This is a genomic window from Streptomyces sp. AcH 505, from assembly GCF_000818175.1.
GTDB lineage: Bacteria > Actinomycetota > Actinomycetes > Streptomycetales > Streptomycetaceae > Streptomyces.
This window is the reverse complement of the sequence record NZ_JTIY01000001.1, coordinates 1,826,124-1,842,756: the sequence shown is the minus strand read 5'-3', so window position 1 is coordinate 1,842,756 and position 16,633 is coordinate 1,826,124. Positions and strand designations below refer to the sequence as shown.

Annotated in this window: 16 protein-coding genes; 4 read left to right on the top strand and 12 right to left on the bottom strand. The window is 70.0% G+C overall.

Annotated features, from left to right (window positions below):
- On the bottom strand, positions 1-1,288 hold a 1,288-nt coding region (locus HY68_RS08585; RefSeq protein ID WP_041986469.1), incomplete at its 3' end, for a GAF domain-containing SpoIIE family protein phosphatase.
- A gap of 166 nt (positions 1,289-1,454) precedes the next feature.
- On the opposite strand from HY68_RS08585, the gene HY68_RS08580 reads away from it, so the two are divergent.
- Positions 1,455-2,198, top strand: a complete 744-nt coding sequence (locus HY68_RS08580) for an N-acetylmuramoyl-L-alanine amidase (RefSeq protein ID WP_041986466.1) — start codon at positions 1,455-1,457, stop codon at positions 2,196-2,198.
- Between the two features lie 111 nt (positions 2,199-2,309).
- Here HY68_RS08580 and HY68_RS08575 read toward each other — a convergent pair whose 3' ends face one another.
- From HY68_RS08575 to HY68_RS08560, 4 genes are all read right to left on the bottom strand, one after another.
- Positions 2,310-3,326, bottom strand: a complete 1,017-nt coding sequence (locus HY68_RS08575) for a chitinase (RefSeq protein WP_052457044.1) — start codon at positions 3,324-3,326, stop codon at positions 2,310-2,312.
- Between the two features lie 199 nt (positions 3,327-3,525).
- Positions 3,526-3,993 (bottom strand): hypothetical protein, encoded by a 468-nt coding sequence (locus tag HY68_RS08570; protein WP_241778499.1) that lies wholly within the window; start codon positions 3,991-3,993, stop codon positions 3,526-3,528.
- A 44-nt stretch (positions 3,994-4,037) separates the two neighbouring features.
- On the bottom strand, positions 4,038-4,868 hold the full coding sequence (locus tag HY68_RS08565) for a heavy metal-binding domain-containing protein (protein WP_198533235.1): 831 nt from the start codon (positions 4,866-4,868) through the stop codon (positions 4,038-4,040).
- A gap of 61 nt (positions 4,869-4,929) precedes the next feature.
- Complete coding sequence (locus HY68_RS08560; RefSeq protein WP_157874302.1) at positions 4,930-5,943, bottom strand: heavy metal-binding domain-containing protein; 1,014 nt, start codon at positions 5,941-5,943, stop codon at positions 4,930-4,932.
- 154 nt (positions 5,944-6,097) lie between these two features.
- Here HY68_RS08560 and HY68_RS46025 point away from each other — a divergent pair, with 154 nt between their 5' ends.
- Together HY68_RS46025 and HY68_RS08555 are read left to right on the top strand one after the other, a co-directional pair.
- The gene (locus HY68_RS46025; protein ID WP_277816754.1) at positions 6,098-6,223 is read left to right on the top strand and encodes a hypothetical protein; all 126 of its coding nucleotides are present in this window, start codon (positions 6,098-6,100) and stop codon (positions 6,221-6,223) included.
- Positions 6,224-6,465: 242 nt separating this feature from the next.
- A complete protein-coding gene (locus tag HY68_RS08555; protein ID WP_041986463.1) occupies positions 6,466-7,368 on the top strand; it encodes an RNA polymerase sigma factor SigF in 903 nt (300 codons plus the stop codon).
- A 100-nt stretch (positions 7,369-7,468) separates the two neighbouring features.
- Here HY68_RS08555 and HY68_RS08550 read toward each other — a convergent pair whose 3' ends face one another.
- Both HY68_RS08550 and HY68_RS08545 read right to left on the bottom strand, forming a co-directional pair.
- Entirely contained in the window at positions 7,469-8,140 is a 672-nt protein-coding gene (locus HY68_RS08550; RefSeq protein WP_041986460.1) for an HAD family hydrolase, read from the bottom strand.
- Positions 8,141-8,316: 176 nt separating this feature from the next.
- Positions 8,317-8,541, bottom strand: coding sequence for a hypothetical protein (locus HY68_RS08545; protein ID WP_157874301.1), 225 nt, complete (start codon positions 8,539-8,541; stop codon positions 8,317-8,319).
- 98 nt (positions 8,542-8,639) lie between these two features.
- Here HY68_RS08545 and HY68_RS08540 point away from each other — a divergent pair, with 98 nt between their 5' ends.
- Positions 8,640-10,553 (top strand): N-acetylmuramoyl-L-alanine amidase, encoded by a 1,914-nt coding sequence (locus HY68_RS08540; RefSeq protein WP_041986455.1) that lies wholly within the window; start codon positions 8,640-8,642, stop codon positions 10,551-10,553.
- Positions 10,554-10,583: 30 nt separating this feature from the next.
- Here HY68_RS08540 and HY68_RS08535 read toward each other — a convergent pair whose 3' ends face one another.
- The 5 genes from HY68_RS08535 to HY68_RS08515 all read right to left on the bottom strand — a co-directional run bounded on the left by HY68_RS08535 (position 10,584) and on the right by HY68_RS08515 (position 16,131).
- On the bottom strand, positions 10,584-11,669 hold the full coding sequence (locus HY68_RS08535) for a DUF5937 family protein (RefSeq protein WP_041986452.1): 1,086 nt from the start codon (positions 11,667-11,669) through the stop codon (positions 10,584-10,586).
- A gap of 149 nt (positions 11,670-11,818) precedes the next feature.
- Positions 11,819-13,720, bottom strand: a complete 1,902-nt coding sequence (locus tag HY68_RS08530) for a CocE/NonD family hydrolase (RefSeq protein ID WP_241778498.1) — start codon at positions 13,718-13,720, stop codon at positions 11,819-11,821.
- Entirely contained in the window at positions 13,717-14,553 is an 837-nt protein-coding gene (locus tag HY68_RS08525; protein ID WP_157874300.1) for a transporter substrate-binding domain-containing protein, read from the bottom strand. Before HY68_RS08525 ends, HY68_RS08530 begins: the two co-directional genes overlap by 4 nt.
- Before the next feature lie 40 nt (positions 14,554-14,593).
- The gene (locus tag HY68_RS08520; protein ID WP_041986445.1) at positions 14,594-15,328 is read right to left on the bottom strand and encodes an amino acid ABC transporter ATP-binding protein; all 735 of its coding nucleotides are present in this window, start codon (positions 15,326-15,328) and stop codon (positions 14,594-14,596) included.
- On the bottom strand, positions 15,325-16,131 hold the full coding sequence (locus HY68_RS08515) for an amino acid ABC transporter permease (protein WP_078863485.1): 807 nt from the start codon (positions 16,129-16,131) through the stop codon (positions 15,325-15,327). The genes HY68_RS08520 and HY68_RS08515 overlap by 4 nt, the downstream gene beginning before the upstream one ends.
- Positions 16,132-16,633: the final 502 nt, after the last annotated feature.

Sequence of the window (16,633 nt, the reverse complement as noted above, 5' to 3'; positions counted from 1 at the left end):
AGCCGTCGTGGCGGGCCGCCAGCGCCGCCGCGATGTGGTCGATGGTGGCCGCCGCGTCCAGGCCGTGGCAGTCGGCGAGGGTCCGGGCCAGCTCCTCCTCGCCGAACATGGGACGGGCCGGGCCGCCGTTCTTGCCAGGCCGTGGCCGGGCCTCGCAGGCGCCGTCCGTGTAGAGCAGCAGCAGATCGCCCGCTGCCAGCCGGAAGCGGACGTCGGTCAGCCGTAGCTTGTCGACCACCCCGAGCAGGGTGCCGAACTTGCCGAGCTGTTCCACCCGGCCGTCGGCCCTTCTGACCAGCGGCGGGGGATGACCGGCCAGGCAGAGCCGGCCCGTGACGCCCGACGGTGACGTGCGGAACGTGGTGTACGCGGCGGTCAGGAAGCGGGTGGCGCCCTGGCTGCGCATCGCCGTGTTCAGCCGGTCCAGGACCGTGGCGGGGGACAGATGCTCGGACGCGTCGGCGCGCAGCGTGTACCGCGCCAGCGCGGTGACCTTCGCCGCTTCGACGCCCTTGCCGCAGACGTCGCCCATCACCGCGGACCACCACGGGCCGCGGGCGTGGAACAGGTCGTAGAAGTCACCGACGACGAGGCCGGGGGAGCCGGTGGCGGAGAGATAGAGGGCCGCCGTGTCCAGGTCGGGCACCGGTTGCAGCGACGGCGGCAGCAGACTGTCCTGCAAGCTGCGGGCCAGATCGCTGGAGACCTCCAGCGCCGCGCGGGTCGCGGCCAGCGAGATCCGCAGATTGATCTCGTTGCTGACGGCGCGCGACAGGGCAGCCATCGTCTCCAGGTCCTGCGGCCGCCACGCCCGCGGACTCGGATCGATCACGCACATGCTGCCGATCGCCTCCCCGCCGGGGCCGAGGATCGGGAAGCCGGCCCAGGCGCCCACCCCCCACGGCTTGATCGCGGGGTGGCCTTCGGTGCGCGGGTCGAGGGCCGCGTCCTCGACGATGAACGGAGCGCCCATGCCGACCGGGAAGTAGCAGAAGCTGTCGGGGACCGCGTTCTGCCAGGCGGCGACACCGCCGTATTCGAGGCTGGGGACGGACTTCCAGAACGTGCGGTACTCGTCGACGAAGGTGATGGCCGCCAGCGAGCAGCCGGTCACCGCTGCGGCGAGCCGGGTCAGGTCGTCGAAGACGGGCTCGGGGCCGCTGCCCACCAGGCCTGCGGTCCGCAGCGCCGCGAGCCTGTCCGGGTCCGACAGCACCGCCGGCATCCCGTCCGCGCGCACACCGCCCGGATACCTCACGCCATCCACCAACGACCTCGCTCTCCCCATGTGTGTCACTGCAAAGGTACTGACAAGGGAGCCGTAACCGCCAAGAGCGGGTGCACCGAGCGGGTAACGCCGAGGGGGTCTCGCGTCTACCTGACAGTAGTCAAAAGGTCACTCGACTGGCCGCAGTGAACTTGGGCGCCGCCGGTAACCGCGCCAGGGTGAGCAGATGTGGCCAAGACGGCTCAAACAGTGGATAGCGCTCCTCCCACTGACCCTGGTGGTGACGTGCGACGCGCCGGGACACGAACACCGGGCGCCCGAGCAGCGGCCCCCCGCCGCGCGGGCGGCACGGCTGGCGCCCCGCCCCGTCATCCTGGGCCGGCGTGAGTGGCATGCGGACGAGAAGGCCGTGCGGGAGAAGCCGGTCTACTCCGGCCCCGTGGAGGTGATCTTCGTGCATCACACGACGCACTCCGACAAGTACGACTGCAAGCGGGACGTCCCCGAGATGCTGCGGTCGATGGAGGAGCACCACATCCACGACATGGGATGGAACGACCTCGGATACAACTTCGTCGTCGACCGCTGCGGAAACATCTACGAGGGACGCCGTGGCGGCATCGACCGGCCGGTGCGCGGCGCGCACACGAAGGGGTTCAACGTCCGCAGCGCCGGTATCGCCGTGCTCGGCAGCTTCGCGAACGGGTCGAAGCCGCCCCGCGCCATGCTGAAGGCCATCGCTGCCATCGCGGCGTGGAAGCTGGCCCCTGGCGTGGACCCGCAGGGGCGGGCGAAGCTGACGTCCACGAGCGACGAGAGCCGGTACCGCAAGGGCACGTCGGTGGAGCTGCGCACCATCTCGGGTCACCGGGACGGGTACGACACCGACTGCCCGGGCGCCGAGCTGTACGCGGCGCTGCCCTGGATCAGGAAGACGGCGGCGCGCATGCGGTACGACGCGGCGCACTGAACCGCCGTGGAACGAGGGCCAGGAGGGGAGAGGGCGGCTGCCGTCGGCAGCCGCCCTCCGGGTCCGGTGCTCAGTTCCTGTGCTCAGTCGACGGTGCTCAGCCGGCGGTGCTCAGCCGGTGATGCCGTTGAAGGTGCTGGTGAACTGCCAGTCGTCCTGCGCGGTCCCGCTGCACGTGTCGGACAACTGCCCTTCGCTTCCGCACGCCTTGTCCCGGCCGAGGGCCCAGAACGACAGCTCCTGGATGCCCTTGGACTTCGCGAAGTCGGCCAGGGTGTTGGCGTTGTCGACGGAGAAGACCTCCGACTGGGTGTCGTTGACCCCGATCATCGGGGTGTTGCCCTCCATCGCCCACAGTTCGGCGTCGGACTTGTCCGTCCAGATGGCGCCGAGCTGGTCGTGCAGCGCGGTCGCCGCGTCGGTGGCCGCCTTGCCCATGTCCATCGCCGAGCCGTAGTCCATCGTCATCAGGTTGACGAGGTTGACGTCCAGGCCGTTGCTCTTGGCGTTGGAGAGCAGGTCGAGCTGGTCCTGCGGCAGCCCGTCCGGGTTGGTGGCGAGCGTGTACTGCACGTCCAGCGTCTTGCCCGCGTCCGCGTACTCCTGCTGGAGTTCGGCGAGCGCCTGGTTGCGGCGGTCGTTGGCCGTGTCGTCGGCGACGGTGGCGCCCTCGATGTCGAAGTCGACCCTGGTCAGGTCGAGTTCGTCGATGACCCGCTGGTACTCGGCCTTCAGGGCGCCGACCGACGTACAGGAAGCGCCTATCTCCGTACCGCTCGCGCCGCCGAACGAGGCGATGACATCGCCGCCGGCCGCCCGCAGCGAGTTGATGGCCGAGGTCCAGCCGGCGTCGGTGATGTCGGTGTCGCCGTTGAACTTCGCGTCGCAGCCGCCGCCGTCGATGATGAAGGCGAGCGTGAAGTACTTCTGCCCGGTGGCCTCGCGGGCGTCGGTCAGCGCCTGCGGCGATGCCCATGTCTCCGCGTACGGCGCGGAGTAGTGGTCCGGGAAGCCAGGACCGGGGTCGGCGGCCGCGCTGGCGCTCGCGCCGGTGGCGACGACGGCCGTGGCCGCCAGGGCGAGGGCGGCGGGGGTGAGGGCCAGGATCTTCTTCGTCGATCGGAACACAGGAACACTCCTGTCATGTGCGCGTGGGGGCGCACACCGTGGGGGGTTGGAGCGCAGGGCTGTTCACATAGGGGAATGGGGGATCCCCACGTGAACTGTCGTTGCTGGATGAAAGTAAAGGACTAGACCAGCACGCAGTCAATCCCCTTGACAGCAATGGTTGGTGGCGGGGCCGGCTGACTGCGGCGGTGGCGCTCGGTCAGCCGCCCAGGACCAGCTTTTCCAGCGCCGCCCGCATCCGTGCGTCCGTACGCGCCCGTGCGGCGACGGCCGCCGCGAGCCGCTGCGTCCACTCGTCCAGCGGCACCGGCGTACGGGACAGCACGACGCCCCGTACGACCTTGGCGATCTCGCACGCGGGCCGTCCGTGCGTCAGCGTCAGGATCAGCCGCTGGTCGTCCAGCGAGATCTCGACCCGCTCCACCCGGCCGTCCCGGCCCGCGAGCCGGTCGCTCATGGTGCGCTTGCGGTCGAGTGCGACGGCGTCCGGCGGCAGCGCCTCGGCCAGCGAACCGCTCAGCACCTGGGCGTACAGGTCCAGGTCGGCGGCGTCCCTGCGGAGCGCGGCCGCGAGTTCGTCGACGGAGCCGGCCGTGGCGGCCGTGGCGTCCTCGGCCTTCTCGATACGGCCGTCGGGGGCGCTGTCCGCACCGTCACCGTCGCTCATCGGGCTCCCCTTCGTCGTGTCCCCCCACCCTCACCGGCGGGCGGTCAGCCGTCCAGGCTGAGCACCATGGTCGGGCGCTCGATCTCATGATCCGGGCGCAGCGGCCGTACGGCCGTGCCGATCGAGAAGAACTCCGTCGTGTGCCCGCCCCAGCGGTGGTTGTGCGCGTTCAGCTGGACGCCGACGACGCCCTCCGCCGCCAGCTCCTCCGCCTCGGCCTGCATCCGCGCCATGGCCAACTCCCGCGCGTCGTACAGCGCCTGGGTGAACTGCTCGATCTCCACATTCTTCCCGATGTTGGAGAAAGCGGCCGTCATCCGCTGGTGCGCGATGTGGTAGACGCAGGTGCCCATGACCATGCCGAGCGGCGCGTAGCCGGCCCTGATCAGCGTCCAGAAGTCCTGGCCCGAGAGGTCGGAGGTGAAGGGCTGGCCCTTGTTGTTGCGCCAGACACCGCCGCCCGGCGGCGGCTCGTCCGCCTTCACCGCCGTGCCGATGGCGATGAACTCCGCGATGTCGTTGCCGAACTCCCGCGCCTCGACACTCAGCCGGACCCCGACGATGCCGTCGGCGCCGAGCTGCGCCGCCTCGGCCTCCATCCGGGTCATCGCCAGCTCACGCGCGTGGTACATCGCCTGGCTGAGCGTCTCCAGCTCCTGGTTCTTGCTCCAGCGGCCGAGCTGGATACCGACGTGGTAGATCGAGGAGCCGAGCACCAGCCCGATCGGCCGGAATCCCGCCTCCCTGACCAGCAGGAACTCATTCACCGACAGATCGCTCGTGAAGATCGAACCGGCCTTGCCCGGCTCCAGATCCGCCAGCCTGCGCATGGCATCGGCAGGCACACCCTGATCGCTCGGACCGTCACCGCTCACTTCGCCACATCCTCACTGTCGGTGCTGCTCGTTCGGTGCTGCTGCTGATTCGGTGGTGCTGTCATCCCTGGTCGCCGAGTTCCGCCAGCTCGGCTGCGATCCTGCGCTGCTCGGCCGGGTCGCCGTACGGGCTCGACTCCACCGCAGCGAGCCGCGCGCGCAGCCGCTCCCCGCGCTTGCCGAGCGGCATCACGGCGAGCGTCGGCGGGCGCCGGGACCCTGCGTCGAAGTGGGCGATGGTCGTCCCGACCATCGTCGACTCGGCCACGTGGTCCTCGCCCTCGCCGCCGAACCGGGAGGCCCGCATGCAGGGTTCCCGCCAGATCCGCAGACTGCCGCTGGCGAGGATGACGCCGTCGCCGCCCTGGCGCGTGCTCTGCAGCTCCAACTGGTGGCGGGCGTCGGCCCGTACGTCACCGACGAGTTCGCTCCACGCGTCGACCTCGATGTTGCCCCACGACATCGCCTGGGTGCGGGTGCCGAGGTCGTCGTGGCGTACGCCGACGGACATGCCGATGAGCAGTTCGACGGGCACCCAGCCCGCGGCGATGAGCTTCGCGAACCCCTGTCCGTCGAGGTGACAGGTGAAGGGACGCGGTGAACGTACGTCGCCGCGCGCCCGTACCGCTGTGCCGATGACCTTGAACTCCAGGCAGTTCGGCTGGGTCGGGAACGGTGCCATGGTCAGTTCGGCCGCGACCACCCCGTCGCCGCCGAGCGCGGTGCACTCGGCGGACAGCCGGTCCAGCGCCGTACGCCGCGCGTTGTCGAAGACCTCGACGAGACCGGCGGAGGGCGCCCCGTCGCCGGACAGTGCCACGGGGCCCGGCGCGCTGGACATCGTGAAGCCCGCGTTGAGGTAGAGGCAGTCGTAGTAGCCCCAGTACCGGCCGGCCCGTCCGACGTGGTAGACGGCGGAGCCCATCGCCTGACCGACCGGTTCGAAGCCGGCCGCGCGGATCGCGGTGAACTCGCCGGTCGACAGCGCCGATGACCAGGTGCCGCTGCGCCGGGCCCCGTCGATGCGTTCCCGGGCCGCCGGCGGCAGACCTTCACCGCTCCATGGCACCGACACCTGGCCCACCACCTGTCGCCGAGGATCCGCCGCAAAAGTCCGTCCTGTCTCCTCCGCAGCCTAATCGAGGCGGGTGAACGGATCTTGTCCGACTCTCGGGTTCGTTTAGGAAGGGGAAACGGGGCAACCAGTGTGCAGACAGCGAATGAGATCCATGGAGAGCCATGGAAATCCGAGTGCTTACCAAGGAAGAGGAGAAATTCAGATGTATATAGGTATCGGTACCGTGGTCGTTATTCTTATTATTGTCGTGATCATTCTGCTGCTGCGCCGTCGTTGATGGGTGCCGCGCCCGGGCCTGTGGGCCGACTCCGGGGGGCGGCCGGCTCTCCGGAGCCGGCGCCCCCCGAGGCGTGATCGGGGTTGGTGTGTCCGTATACGTACTGAATGGGCGGATTATTCTATTCAGTCGTTATGTCGGTACAGGATCATTGCCGTCTAGAAACTGTTGCCCCCTGGGTGGGTAATCGCGTACTTCGGGGGCAGGCGCCTGTTGGCACCCCGACGAGGTAAGGCGATGACATGACGATGCCCACCCCATCCACGAACGCGTCCATACAGCTGGCGGACGGTGCTCTCCCCACGCGTACCGACGACGGCACGGGCGCGCTCCCCTGGATCGAGGATGCGGGGAAGGTCGCGCCGAAGGACGCACGCGAACTGTCGAAGATGTTCTTCGACCAGCTGCTGGTCCTCGAAGAAGGCACGCGCGAGCACCAGTACGCGCGCAACACCCTGATCGAGATGAACCAGTCGCTGGTGCGCTTCGCCGCGAGCCGCTTCCGCAACCGGGGCAGTGGCGACATGGAGGACATTCTCCAGGTCGGTACCATCGGACTGATCAAGGCCATCGACCGGTTCGACCTCTCACGCGAGGTCGAGTTCACGTCGTTCGCCATCCCGTACATCGTGGGGGAGATCAAGCGGTTCTTCCGTGACACCACCTGGGCCGTCCACGTTCCGCGCAGGCTGCAGGAGTTGCGCGTCGAGCTGGCCAAGGCGCAGGACCACCTGGGAACCGTCCTCGACCGCAAGCCCTCGGTCGCCGAGCTGGCCGAGCATCTCGACCTGACCGAGGAAGAGGTCATCGAGGGGATCGTCGCGGCCAACGGCTACACGGCCGGTTCGCTCGACCTCCCGAACGACACGTCGGACGACGGCCAGGTCAACAAGAGCGGCCGTACGTTCGCCGACACGCTCGGTGGCTGCGACCCCGCCATGGAACTCATCGAGGACTTCCACTCGCTCGCCCCGCTGCTGCACGAGCTGGACGACCGGGAGCGTGCCATCGTCGAGATGCGCTTCGGTCAGGAAATGACGCAGTCGCAGATCGGCGAGAAGCTCGGCGTTTCGCAGATGCACGTGTCGCGACTGCTGGCTCGTACGTTGTCGAAGCTGCGTGCGGGACTGCTCGTCGAGGAGTAGGAGTGAGGCGAACGGAATGCCCGGAGGCGGGAAATGCCTCCGGGCGTTTTTGGTTTTCGGACACCCGAAGGACCCGGGCCGGAAGGACCCGGGCCGGCGGTCAGCGGGCTTCCATGTCGGCGAAGAGGCTGGTGTCGAGCCGCGCCAGCAGGTCGGCCGGGTCCTCGTAGACACCGCCCGCCCCAGCCGATTCGAGCGCGGCGCGCGGAATGCCGCCGGACAGGACGGCGATGCTGCGCACGCCCGCTCGCGCCGCCGCCTCCATGTCCCAGACGGTGTCCCCGACGAACACCGCACGCTCGGCCGACACGTCGGCCAGCCGCAGGGCCTCCCGCACCGGCTCAGGAGCCGGTTTGCCCGCGGAGACGTCGTCGGCGCTGGCGGTTCCCGCGATGACGTCGTCCGCGTTGATGGCGCGGCGCAGCGCGGTCAGCTCGGAGCCGCCGGCCGAGGTGGCGAGCACGATCCGCCAGCCCCGGTCGGACAGGGCCCACAGCAGCTCGGCCGCCGACCGCAGGGCGGGCAGCCGGTCGAAGTACGTCCCGTAGAGGGTGGAGTGCGCGGCGCTGATGGCGGCGTCCTGGCCGGTGTCCCGCTCGTCACCGAGCAGATGCGCGATGAGGTCGTCGGAGCCGAGCCCGACGGCCCGGTGGATGGCGGGCATGGGCACCTGGTGCCCTGCCTGCCGGAACGCCTCCCACCAGGAGGTCACGTGAAGGTGATTGGTGTCGACGAGGGTGCCGTCGACGTCGAACAGCGCCGCCCGCGTCATGTCAGTGCCCGCACGTTGTCGCTCCCTGCCGGTTGGGTCTTCGGTCCGTCCGTGTACCCCTCTTCTCAGGGGAGAACCTACGGTGAGCTGCCCGTACGCACGCACCGAAGCGGTCCGGAAGGGTGACGGGAGCGGGCCGGGGCCGCGCTACGGGCCGGCCGGGCCCCGGCGGGCTGTCAGCGGCGGGCCGTGCGTACCGCGACCGCCAGGGTGACCGCCATCGCGACCAGCGACGACACGATGCCGTACACGTTCCCCTCGACGACCCAGAAGATCGTCAGGCCGCCCAGGACGACGACTCCGCCGAGCGCCGGGTTCTCGAAGACCGCCTCCACCGCGATACGCCAGGAGGCGAGGCAGCGGCGGCCGGCGGCGCGCAAAGTACGGGAAACGGAATCCATCCGGCCATCATCCTCCCGTTTCACTCGCAAGGGCGTTCCAACATCGTTCACCGACAGGTGCTTTACTCCCAACGACGCCTGGACGAGAGGAAATCCCCTTGCTGAAGCGAAAGTCAGGACGATTGCTGCCGGCGATCGTCACGAGCGGCGCGCTCGCTGCGAGCTGTCTCGCGCTGCTCCCGTCCGCCGCCGCGCAGGCGGACGGTGCGACCGGCACCGCCGCCGGCAGACAGGCGGACTTCGCCGCCGCCGCAGCCGAGTTCCACGTACCCGTGTCCGTGCTGCTCGGTGTCGCCTACCAGGAATCGCGCTGGGACGCGCACGCCGGCCAGTACAACACCGGCGGTGGCTACGGCCCGATGAACCTCACCGATGTGACGCCGAAGATGCTGGCCGACGGCGCGGCGGGGGCCGCGGGCCGCGCCGACCTCGGCAAGCTCACCGCCGACCCGGCTCTGCACACGCTGCCCGCTGCGGCGAAGCTCGCCGGCGTTCCCGCCGAGCGGCTCCGCGCGGGCGGCCGGGACAACATCCGCGGCGGCGCGGCGCTGCTCGCCTCGTACGAGAAGGCGCTGACCGGCACCACGTCCGCCGACCCTGCCGACTGGTACGGCGCCGTCGCCCGCTACAGCCGGTCGCCCGACCGCAAGGCCGCCGCGACCTTCGCCGACCGGGTGTACGCCGGGCTCAAGACCGGCGTGCGGCGGCAGACCACCGACGGCCAGCGGATGCGACTGGCCGCCGACCCGTCCGTACGGCCCGCCACCGCGCAGCTGGACCGGCTGAAGCTGCGCGCGGCGCCCGCCGCCCCCGCCACCGAGTGCCCGGCGACCGTCGACTGCACGTTCGTCGCCGCCGACCCGTCGAACGGCCAGGTCGCGAACCGGCCCGCCGACGGCATGGACGTCAAGTACATCGTCATCCATGACACCGAGGGCTCGTACGCCTCGGCCATCGCCACCTTCCAGCAGCCCGGCGGCTCGTCCGCGCACTACGTCATGCGGGCGTCGGACGGCGCCGTGACCCAGATGGTGCCCACGAAGGACCTGTCCTTCCACGCGGGCAACTACTGGTTCAACATGCACTCCATCGGCATCGAGCACGAGGGCTTCGCCGCGCAGGGTGCCACCTGGTACACGCAGACGCAGTACCAGGCCACCGCCGATCTGGTGAAGTACCTCGCGGCGCGCTACGGCATCCCGCTCGACCGCGAGCACCTCATCGGCCACGACAACGTGCCGGGCCCGGTGAACAGTTCCGTGGCCGGCATGCACTGGGACCCGGGACCGTCCTGGGACTGGTCGCTGTTCATGAGCCTGGTCGGCGCCCCGACCAATGTGCACCGGCCCGGCGTGGGCCCGGTGGGCTCCGTCGTGACGATCTCGCCCGCCTTCGCCACCAACAAGCAGACGGTCCGGGTCTGCCCGGCCGAGGACCCCAGCGGCAACACGCCGTCCTGCGTCAACCGGACCCAGCCGGTGAACTTCCTGCCGGTCCGCACGGCGCCGAGCGCGACGGCGCCGCTCTTCGGCGACCAGGCCCTGCACCCGGGCGGCGCCGCCGGTACGAACGAGATCAACGACTGGGGCAGCGTCGTCCAGGACGGCCAGCAGTACGTGGTCGCCGGACGCAGCGTCGACTGGACGGCGATCTGGTTCAGCGGGAAGAAGGTGTGGTTCTACAACCCGCTCGGCAAGAACACCACGATCGCCACGGGCACGAAGGTGATCAAGGGCGCGGGTACGGCGGCGGTCGACGTCTACGGCTCGGGCTACCCGCAGCCGGGGGAGTACCCGGCCGGGCTCTCGCCCTCCACGGAGACGCCGCTGACCTCGTACTCACTGCCCGCCGGGCAGGCGTACGTGGCGACGCAGCAGCCCGTGAGCACCGACGACTACTTCGCGACCAGCAAGACCCTGGTCGTCGGCGGCGGGAAGATGTACACGATCCAGTTCAACCACCGGGTGGCGCTCGTCAACGCGAGCGACGTCACCGTCGGGACCAGGAACTGACCGGCAGGATCTGACGCCCGCTCACCACGGTCAGCGCATGACCGTGGTGAGCACGTCGGCCCCCAGGTTCAGCAGCAGCTCCGCGTGCAGCCGGTGATAGACCATCCGGCCCTCCCGCTGCGAGGTCACCAGACCCACCTCCCGCAGCCGCCGCAGATGCCGCGACACCTGCGGCTCCCCGATGCCCATGCGCCCGGCCAGTTCCGACGTGGTGATCGGCTCGCTCAGCAGATGGCGGCAGAGTTCGAGCCTGGCGGGTTCGGATATGGCCGACAGCCGGTCCCGTACCAGCGACTGCGAGACCGAGGGGCGCTGCTCCCAGTCGTCGGCGATGAAGTGCACGACGAGCGGCAGCCCTTCGTCCAGCTTCAGGATCAGATGCGGCCAGCCGTGCATGGTCGGCACCAGGAAGCAGCCGCGGTCACGGACCTTCCCGCGCGCCGACTGGAGCTTGTCGTACGAGACGCGCGCCGGCTGCTGGGTCGCCGTCGCGGTCGGGCTGACGGAAGCGAGCACCGCGTCGGCGGGTTCGGTACGCAGCTGCTCCCGCACCCGGGCGGCGACATCGCTCAGCCGGGGGCCGACCCTGCGCCACTCCTCGTCGAAGAACGCCTCGGCGCAGTGCCCGACCGTCTCGACCAGGCCGGTGCGGAACGCCTCCGGGTCGTCGACCAGGGCGTTCGCCAGCTCACCACGGGAGAAGGAGCGGCGCTCGCACGCCTTCACGAACTCGCGCTGCTCGGTCCTGCCGCTCCGCAGCAGGTTCGAGCCGGGAAAGACGACACCGCGTATCGCGTTGGCCGCGAGCGGGACGAAGGTCGCCAGGTCGAGGTCGAGCAGGGCGTCCAGCTCGTCGTACAGCTCACGGCCGAGCGGGCCCCGCAGCGGGAAGAACAGCCGGCAGCGGTAGCGCGCCCACAACGGAGAGTAGTACCGCAGCTCCTGCGTGAGACTCGCGGGCAGCCGCTCACCGGCCCGCGCCAGCCAGGTGCGGGACTCGGGGTGGTGTTCGGGCTCCGCCAGAACATGCAGGCAGGACAGAAGCTCCGCGAGAGGCGACGTACCCGCCACCACATCCGAAGCGCCTGCCCCCGCTACGTCGAGCACGACTACCACGCGTCAACTGTAGGCGTGCGCCGCGTGTCCTGCCAGGGACCGAGGTCCCGGCAGAGCACGCGGGACCGGACTACCGCTCCGCCCAGGTCGTGTCGTCGAAGCCCCGTCCGGCGCCCTGCGGGCGGACGATGCTCCTTCGACGACACTCCCTAGGCCGGCAGTACGAAGAGCGTCAGCCACGACGGGCTCTCCGGTGCCAGATGGACCCGGTTCGTCGCGACGGCCCTGCGCCGCGACGCTGCCTCGTTCTCGCCGGTGTTGGGGTTGACGTCGAAGCGGGGGAAGTTGCTCGACGACACGTCCAGCCGGATCCGGTGGCCCGCCTTGAACAGGTTCGCCGTGTCCGGCGCCGTCACCGTGATCTCGTACACCTCGCCCGGATACAGCGGCTCGGGCTTCTCGTACGAGTTGCGGTAGCGGGCGCGGAGGATGCCGTCCGTCAGATTCATCGCGTACCCGTTCGGATAGTCCGGGGTCGGCGGATGGACGTCCACGAGCTTGACGGTGAAGTCGGTGTCCGGCGCGTTCGACGACACGGAGAGCCGCACCTCGACAGGGCCCGCCACCGCCACGTCCGCGGCCAGCGGCTCCGTCTCGAAGGCCAGCACGTCGGGCCTCGACGCCAGCGGCAGATGCGGCGGCTCGCTGCCGTAGACCGTGGCGTCGGGCCGCTGGTCGAAGGCGCCGCCGACCATGACGGGCTCGCCCGACGTAATCTGGCCGCCCATGGTCGGCACGGGCCTGGCCGGGTCGAAGTCGTAGGCGACCTGGGTGTCGATCCCGGCCAGCGGCGCTGCCTCGGTGAGCGCGCCCTGTTCGCGCAGATACAGCCGTACCGGCTTCGTCTCGCGCGGCGGCCAGGCGTCGGCCACCCGCCAGCCGCCCCCGTGGTCGAGCCGGCCGGTCTCCGTGCGCCGCCCGGTGCCGCCGCCCATCAGGAAGTACTGCACCCGCGGAAAGTCGTCGCCCGCGTGCTCCCCCAGATGGCGCTCGAACCAGCGCGCCCGGAACTCCAGATAGTCCGGCGCGAGATTCCCGTCCAGCGTCGCGGCGGCGCCGAAGTCCACGTCGCCCGCGTAGCTGTCGCTGCGCGCGCCGTGCGTCCAGGGGCCCACGACGAGATACGCCGGGCTGGTCTTGCGCTCGCCGAGCTGCTGGAAGTTCTCCACAGCCGTGCGTACGTACGGGTCGTACCAGCTCACCATGTGCAGGCTCGGTACGTCGGGGAAGTCGTCGTAGAAGCCGCGGCCGTAGATGCCGAGCTGCTTCCAGAAGCCGTCGAACGGGCCGCGCTCCCACTGGTCGAGCAGATACTCCTCGTACTCCGGCACCGCGCGCAGCGGTGAGACCCCGCGCCGCCAGGGCATGGCCTGGAACCACTCGCGCATGTCCTGCGACTCCAGCGCTGCCAGCGTCACCGGGTCGGCCTGCACCTCGGGGCTCTGGAACGCGTGCCGGAACGCCCAGGTCGCCTGCTTCAGCTCGAAGGCGCCGCCCATCCGGACGCCCGCCTCGTACGCGCTGGCGAAGCCGCCCGAGTCGACGAACATCGCGGCCAGGTGGCGCGGCGACAGCGAGGCGAGCGCGGTCTGGGCGTGCGCCGAGTACGAGACGCCGGTGGTCGCGACCCGGCCGTCGCACCACGGCTGCCCGGCCAGCCACTCGACGGTGTCGTACCCGTCGGTGGCCTCGCCGAGGTACTTCACGAACGTGCCCTCGGAGTCGCCCCGGCCGCGGCAGTCCTGCCGTACGACGTTGAAGCCGCGGCCGGCGAAGAAGGCCGCCTGGTCCTCGGGCCGGATCGGGCCGCCGTGCGCGTGCAGACCGTCCGAGTAGCGGCGGTCCCTGCGTCCGTACGGTGTCCGCTCCAGCAGGACCGGAGCCGGGGCCGGCTCCTCGTGCGGGGTGTAGAGGTCGGCGACGAGGACGACGCCGTCGCGCAGCGGGGTGCGCACCGTACGCCGCCAGACGGAGCCGCCGTCGGGCAGCCGGATCTCCTCACCCGATGTGCCGGTGGTGCCTGTGGTTCCGGTGGTGCCGATCGTCGTCACTTATTGACCTGCTTCGCCAGACCGGGCCAGATCTTGATCAGCTCGGGGGCCGGCGCCTCGGTGAACCACTTGTCGTAGATCTTCATGAACGTGCCGTCGTCGACCATCTTCGACAGCTGCGCGTCGGTGGCCTTCTGCAGCTTGGTGTTCGACTTCGGGACGGCCATCGCCGTCGCGTGGTCCACCGGCGCCGAGACGGCGACGCGGAGGTTCTTGTACTGCTTGCGGTACGCGTCCGAGTCGGGACCGCCGACGACGAACGCGTCCAGGCCGCCGGAGAGCAGCTTGGAGACGGCCGAGGGCTGCGTCTGGAAGCTGCTGAGCTTGGCACCGGGCATCTTCGACTTCACGAAGTCCTGCTGCACGGAGCCCGTGACGGCGCCGACGTCCTTGCCCTTGAACGCGTCGAGGGCCGTCGCCTTGTCGTCGAGGCGGGTCAGCACGTCGGTGGTGGACCAGTACAGGCCCTTGGTGAAGGCCACCGACTTCTGCCGCTCGGCCGTGACACCGAGCCCGGAGGCGGCCAGGTCGTACTGGCCCGAGGTCAGCCCCTGGAGGGCGCCGGGCACGGTGCTCGCCTTGTAGGTGACCTTGACGTCGAGGCGCTTGGCGACCTCGTCCGTGATGTCGACGATGAAGCCGACGGGCTTGCCGCTCTTGGTGGCGCTGGCGAACGGCGGCTGGTCGGTGGAGACCGCCGCCGTGATGGTGCCGGACTGGTGCAGACCGTACTTGTCGCCGGCCGACGAGTCGCCGCCGCCGCAGGCTGCGAGCAGGAGGACGGCCGAAGCGACGGCTCCGGTGGCTGTTGCCTTCATGGCGAGATTTCTCATGGCACTGGGTCCTGTCTGTGCTGTGATCATCGGATGGTGTTCAGAGGACCTGGGACAGGAACGCGCGCAGCCGGGGGCTCGACGGGTTCTCCAGCAGGTCCTGGGCCGTGCCCTGCTCGGCGATCCGGCCCTCGTCCATGAAGATCACCCGGTCGGCGACCTCGCGGGCGAAGCCCATCTCGTGAGTGACGACGACCATGGTCATTCCGGACGTGGCCAGCTCGCGCATCACGTCGAGCACGCCCTTGACCAGCTCGGGGTCGAGCGCGGAGGTCGCCTCGTCGAAGAGCATCACCTCGGGCCGCATGACCAGCGCCCGGGCGATCGCCACCCGCTGCTGCTGCCCGCCGGACAGATTGGCCGGCCTGCTGTCGGCGAGATGGCCGAGGCCGAGCCTGCCCAGCTGGGTGCGGGCCCGCTCCTCGGCGTCCTCGCGCTTCATCTTCCGTACGTTGCGCAGGGCGGCCGTCAGATTGCCGAGCACGGTCAGGTGCGGGAAGAGGTTGAAGTGCTGGAACACCATGCCGATCCGGGCGCGCAGCTCGTCGACGTTCACGCCGGGGTCCGTGAGGGGCACCCCCGACACGACGACCGAGCCGCTGGACGGCTGCTCCAGCAGGTTGAGGCACTTGAGCACGGTCGACTTGCCCGACCCGGAGGGGCCGATGACACAGACCACCTCGCGGGGCGCGACGTCGAAGCTCACCCCGCACAGGATCTCGTTCGAGCCGTAGGACTTGTGGAGGTCCTTGACGCTGATGACGGGCTCGCTCATGCCCGTACCTCCTTGTCGAGGGGACCGGCGGACAGGCCGACTCCCGGCTGTTCCTCACCGGTCAGCGGGGTGCCGGGCGTCGGCGCCGCCGCGGCGGGGCGCGGACCTGACGGGCCGTTGCGCATCTTGCGGTCCAGCCAGTTGACGAAGTAGGTCAGCGGGACGGTGATCACGAGGTAGCACAGGGCGGCGGCGACCAGCGCCGACGAGTTGTACGTGGCCGCCTGGTGCTCCTGCGCGATGAAGTACAGCTCCCGCTGGCCGACCGAGAGCCCCAGCAGATAGACGAGGGAGCTCTCCTTGACGTCGACGATGAACTGGCCCGTCAGCGCCGGCAGGACGTTGCGGATGCCCTGCGGCACCACGACGACCCGCATGGTGCTCAGGTACGACATGCCGAGGCTGCGCCCCGCCTGCATCTGGCCCGGCGGTACGGACTGGATGCCGGAGCGGAAGATCTCGGCGCAGTAGGCGGCGGAGATCAGCCCGACGGCGACGACCGCGTACCCGAGCGGGCTGCGCCCGAAGGGCCGGATGCCGGCGGCGGGGAGACCGAGGCCGACGAGGCTGACGGTCACGATCGCGGGCATGCCCCGGAAGACATCCACGTAGATCCGGGCGGGCAGCCGCACCAGCCGCCTGCCGGACAGCAGCAGCACGGCGAGCAGCATGCCGACGACGAGGCCGAAGACAATGGCCAGCGCCGCGATCAGCAGGGTGTTGCCGAGCCCCTCGGTGAGCAGGCTGGGCAACACGTTCCATATCTCGTGCCAGCTGAAGAACGTGTGGAGGAAATCGTGCACGGTCGCTCCGATCGATATGGGACGACACACGCCCCCGACCTCGGTATTCGCGTCACCATAGGGGCGCTGCGGCAGGACGGCCCGGACAGTTGCGCCACAGTGGTAACTGTTGGCGGAGGCTCCGATTCCGTGTTGCGTGGGGGATGCGGGCAGGTGTGGACGCCCGGCTCGTGCGGCCGAATGTGGCGGATCTGACACCGTTTGTCCATGAGGTGGTCGGCCGCCGGACGGGTCCGGGTGATCAAGCGCGGTTCCGGTCACATGATCGGTACGCAGCCGAAACAGCCTGGTAGGTACGCTGGCGGCGCTCATTCGGTGCTTCCTACACATGCCTTCGGCGACCCTCTTCTTCGCCGACTTCGTATCCCCCCACGCGTCAGGGCCATCCACCTACGACGACAGGGAAACTCGCCTGATGTCAGCGGACACCACCCCCGTCAGCACCCCCCGTACCTCTTCCGCTCCCGCCTCCCGCGGGCTGAGCCGGCGCGCCGTCCTCGGC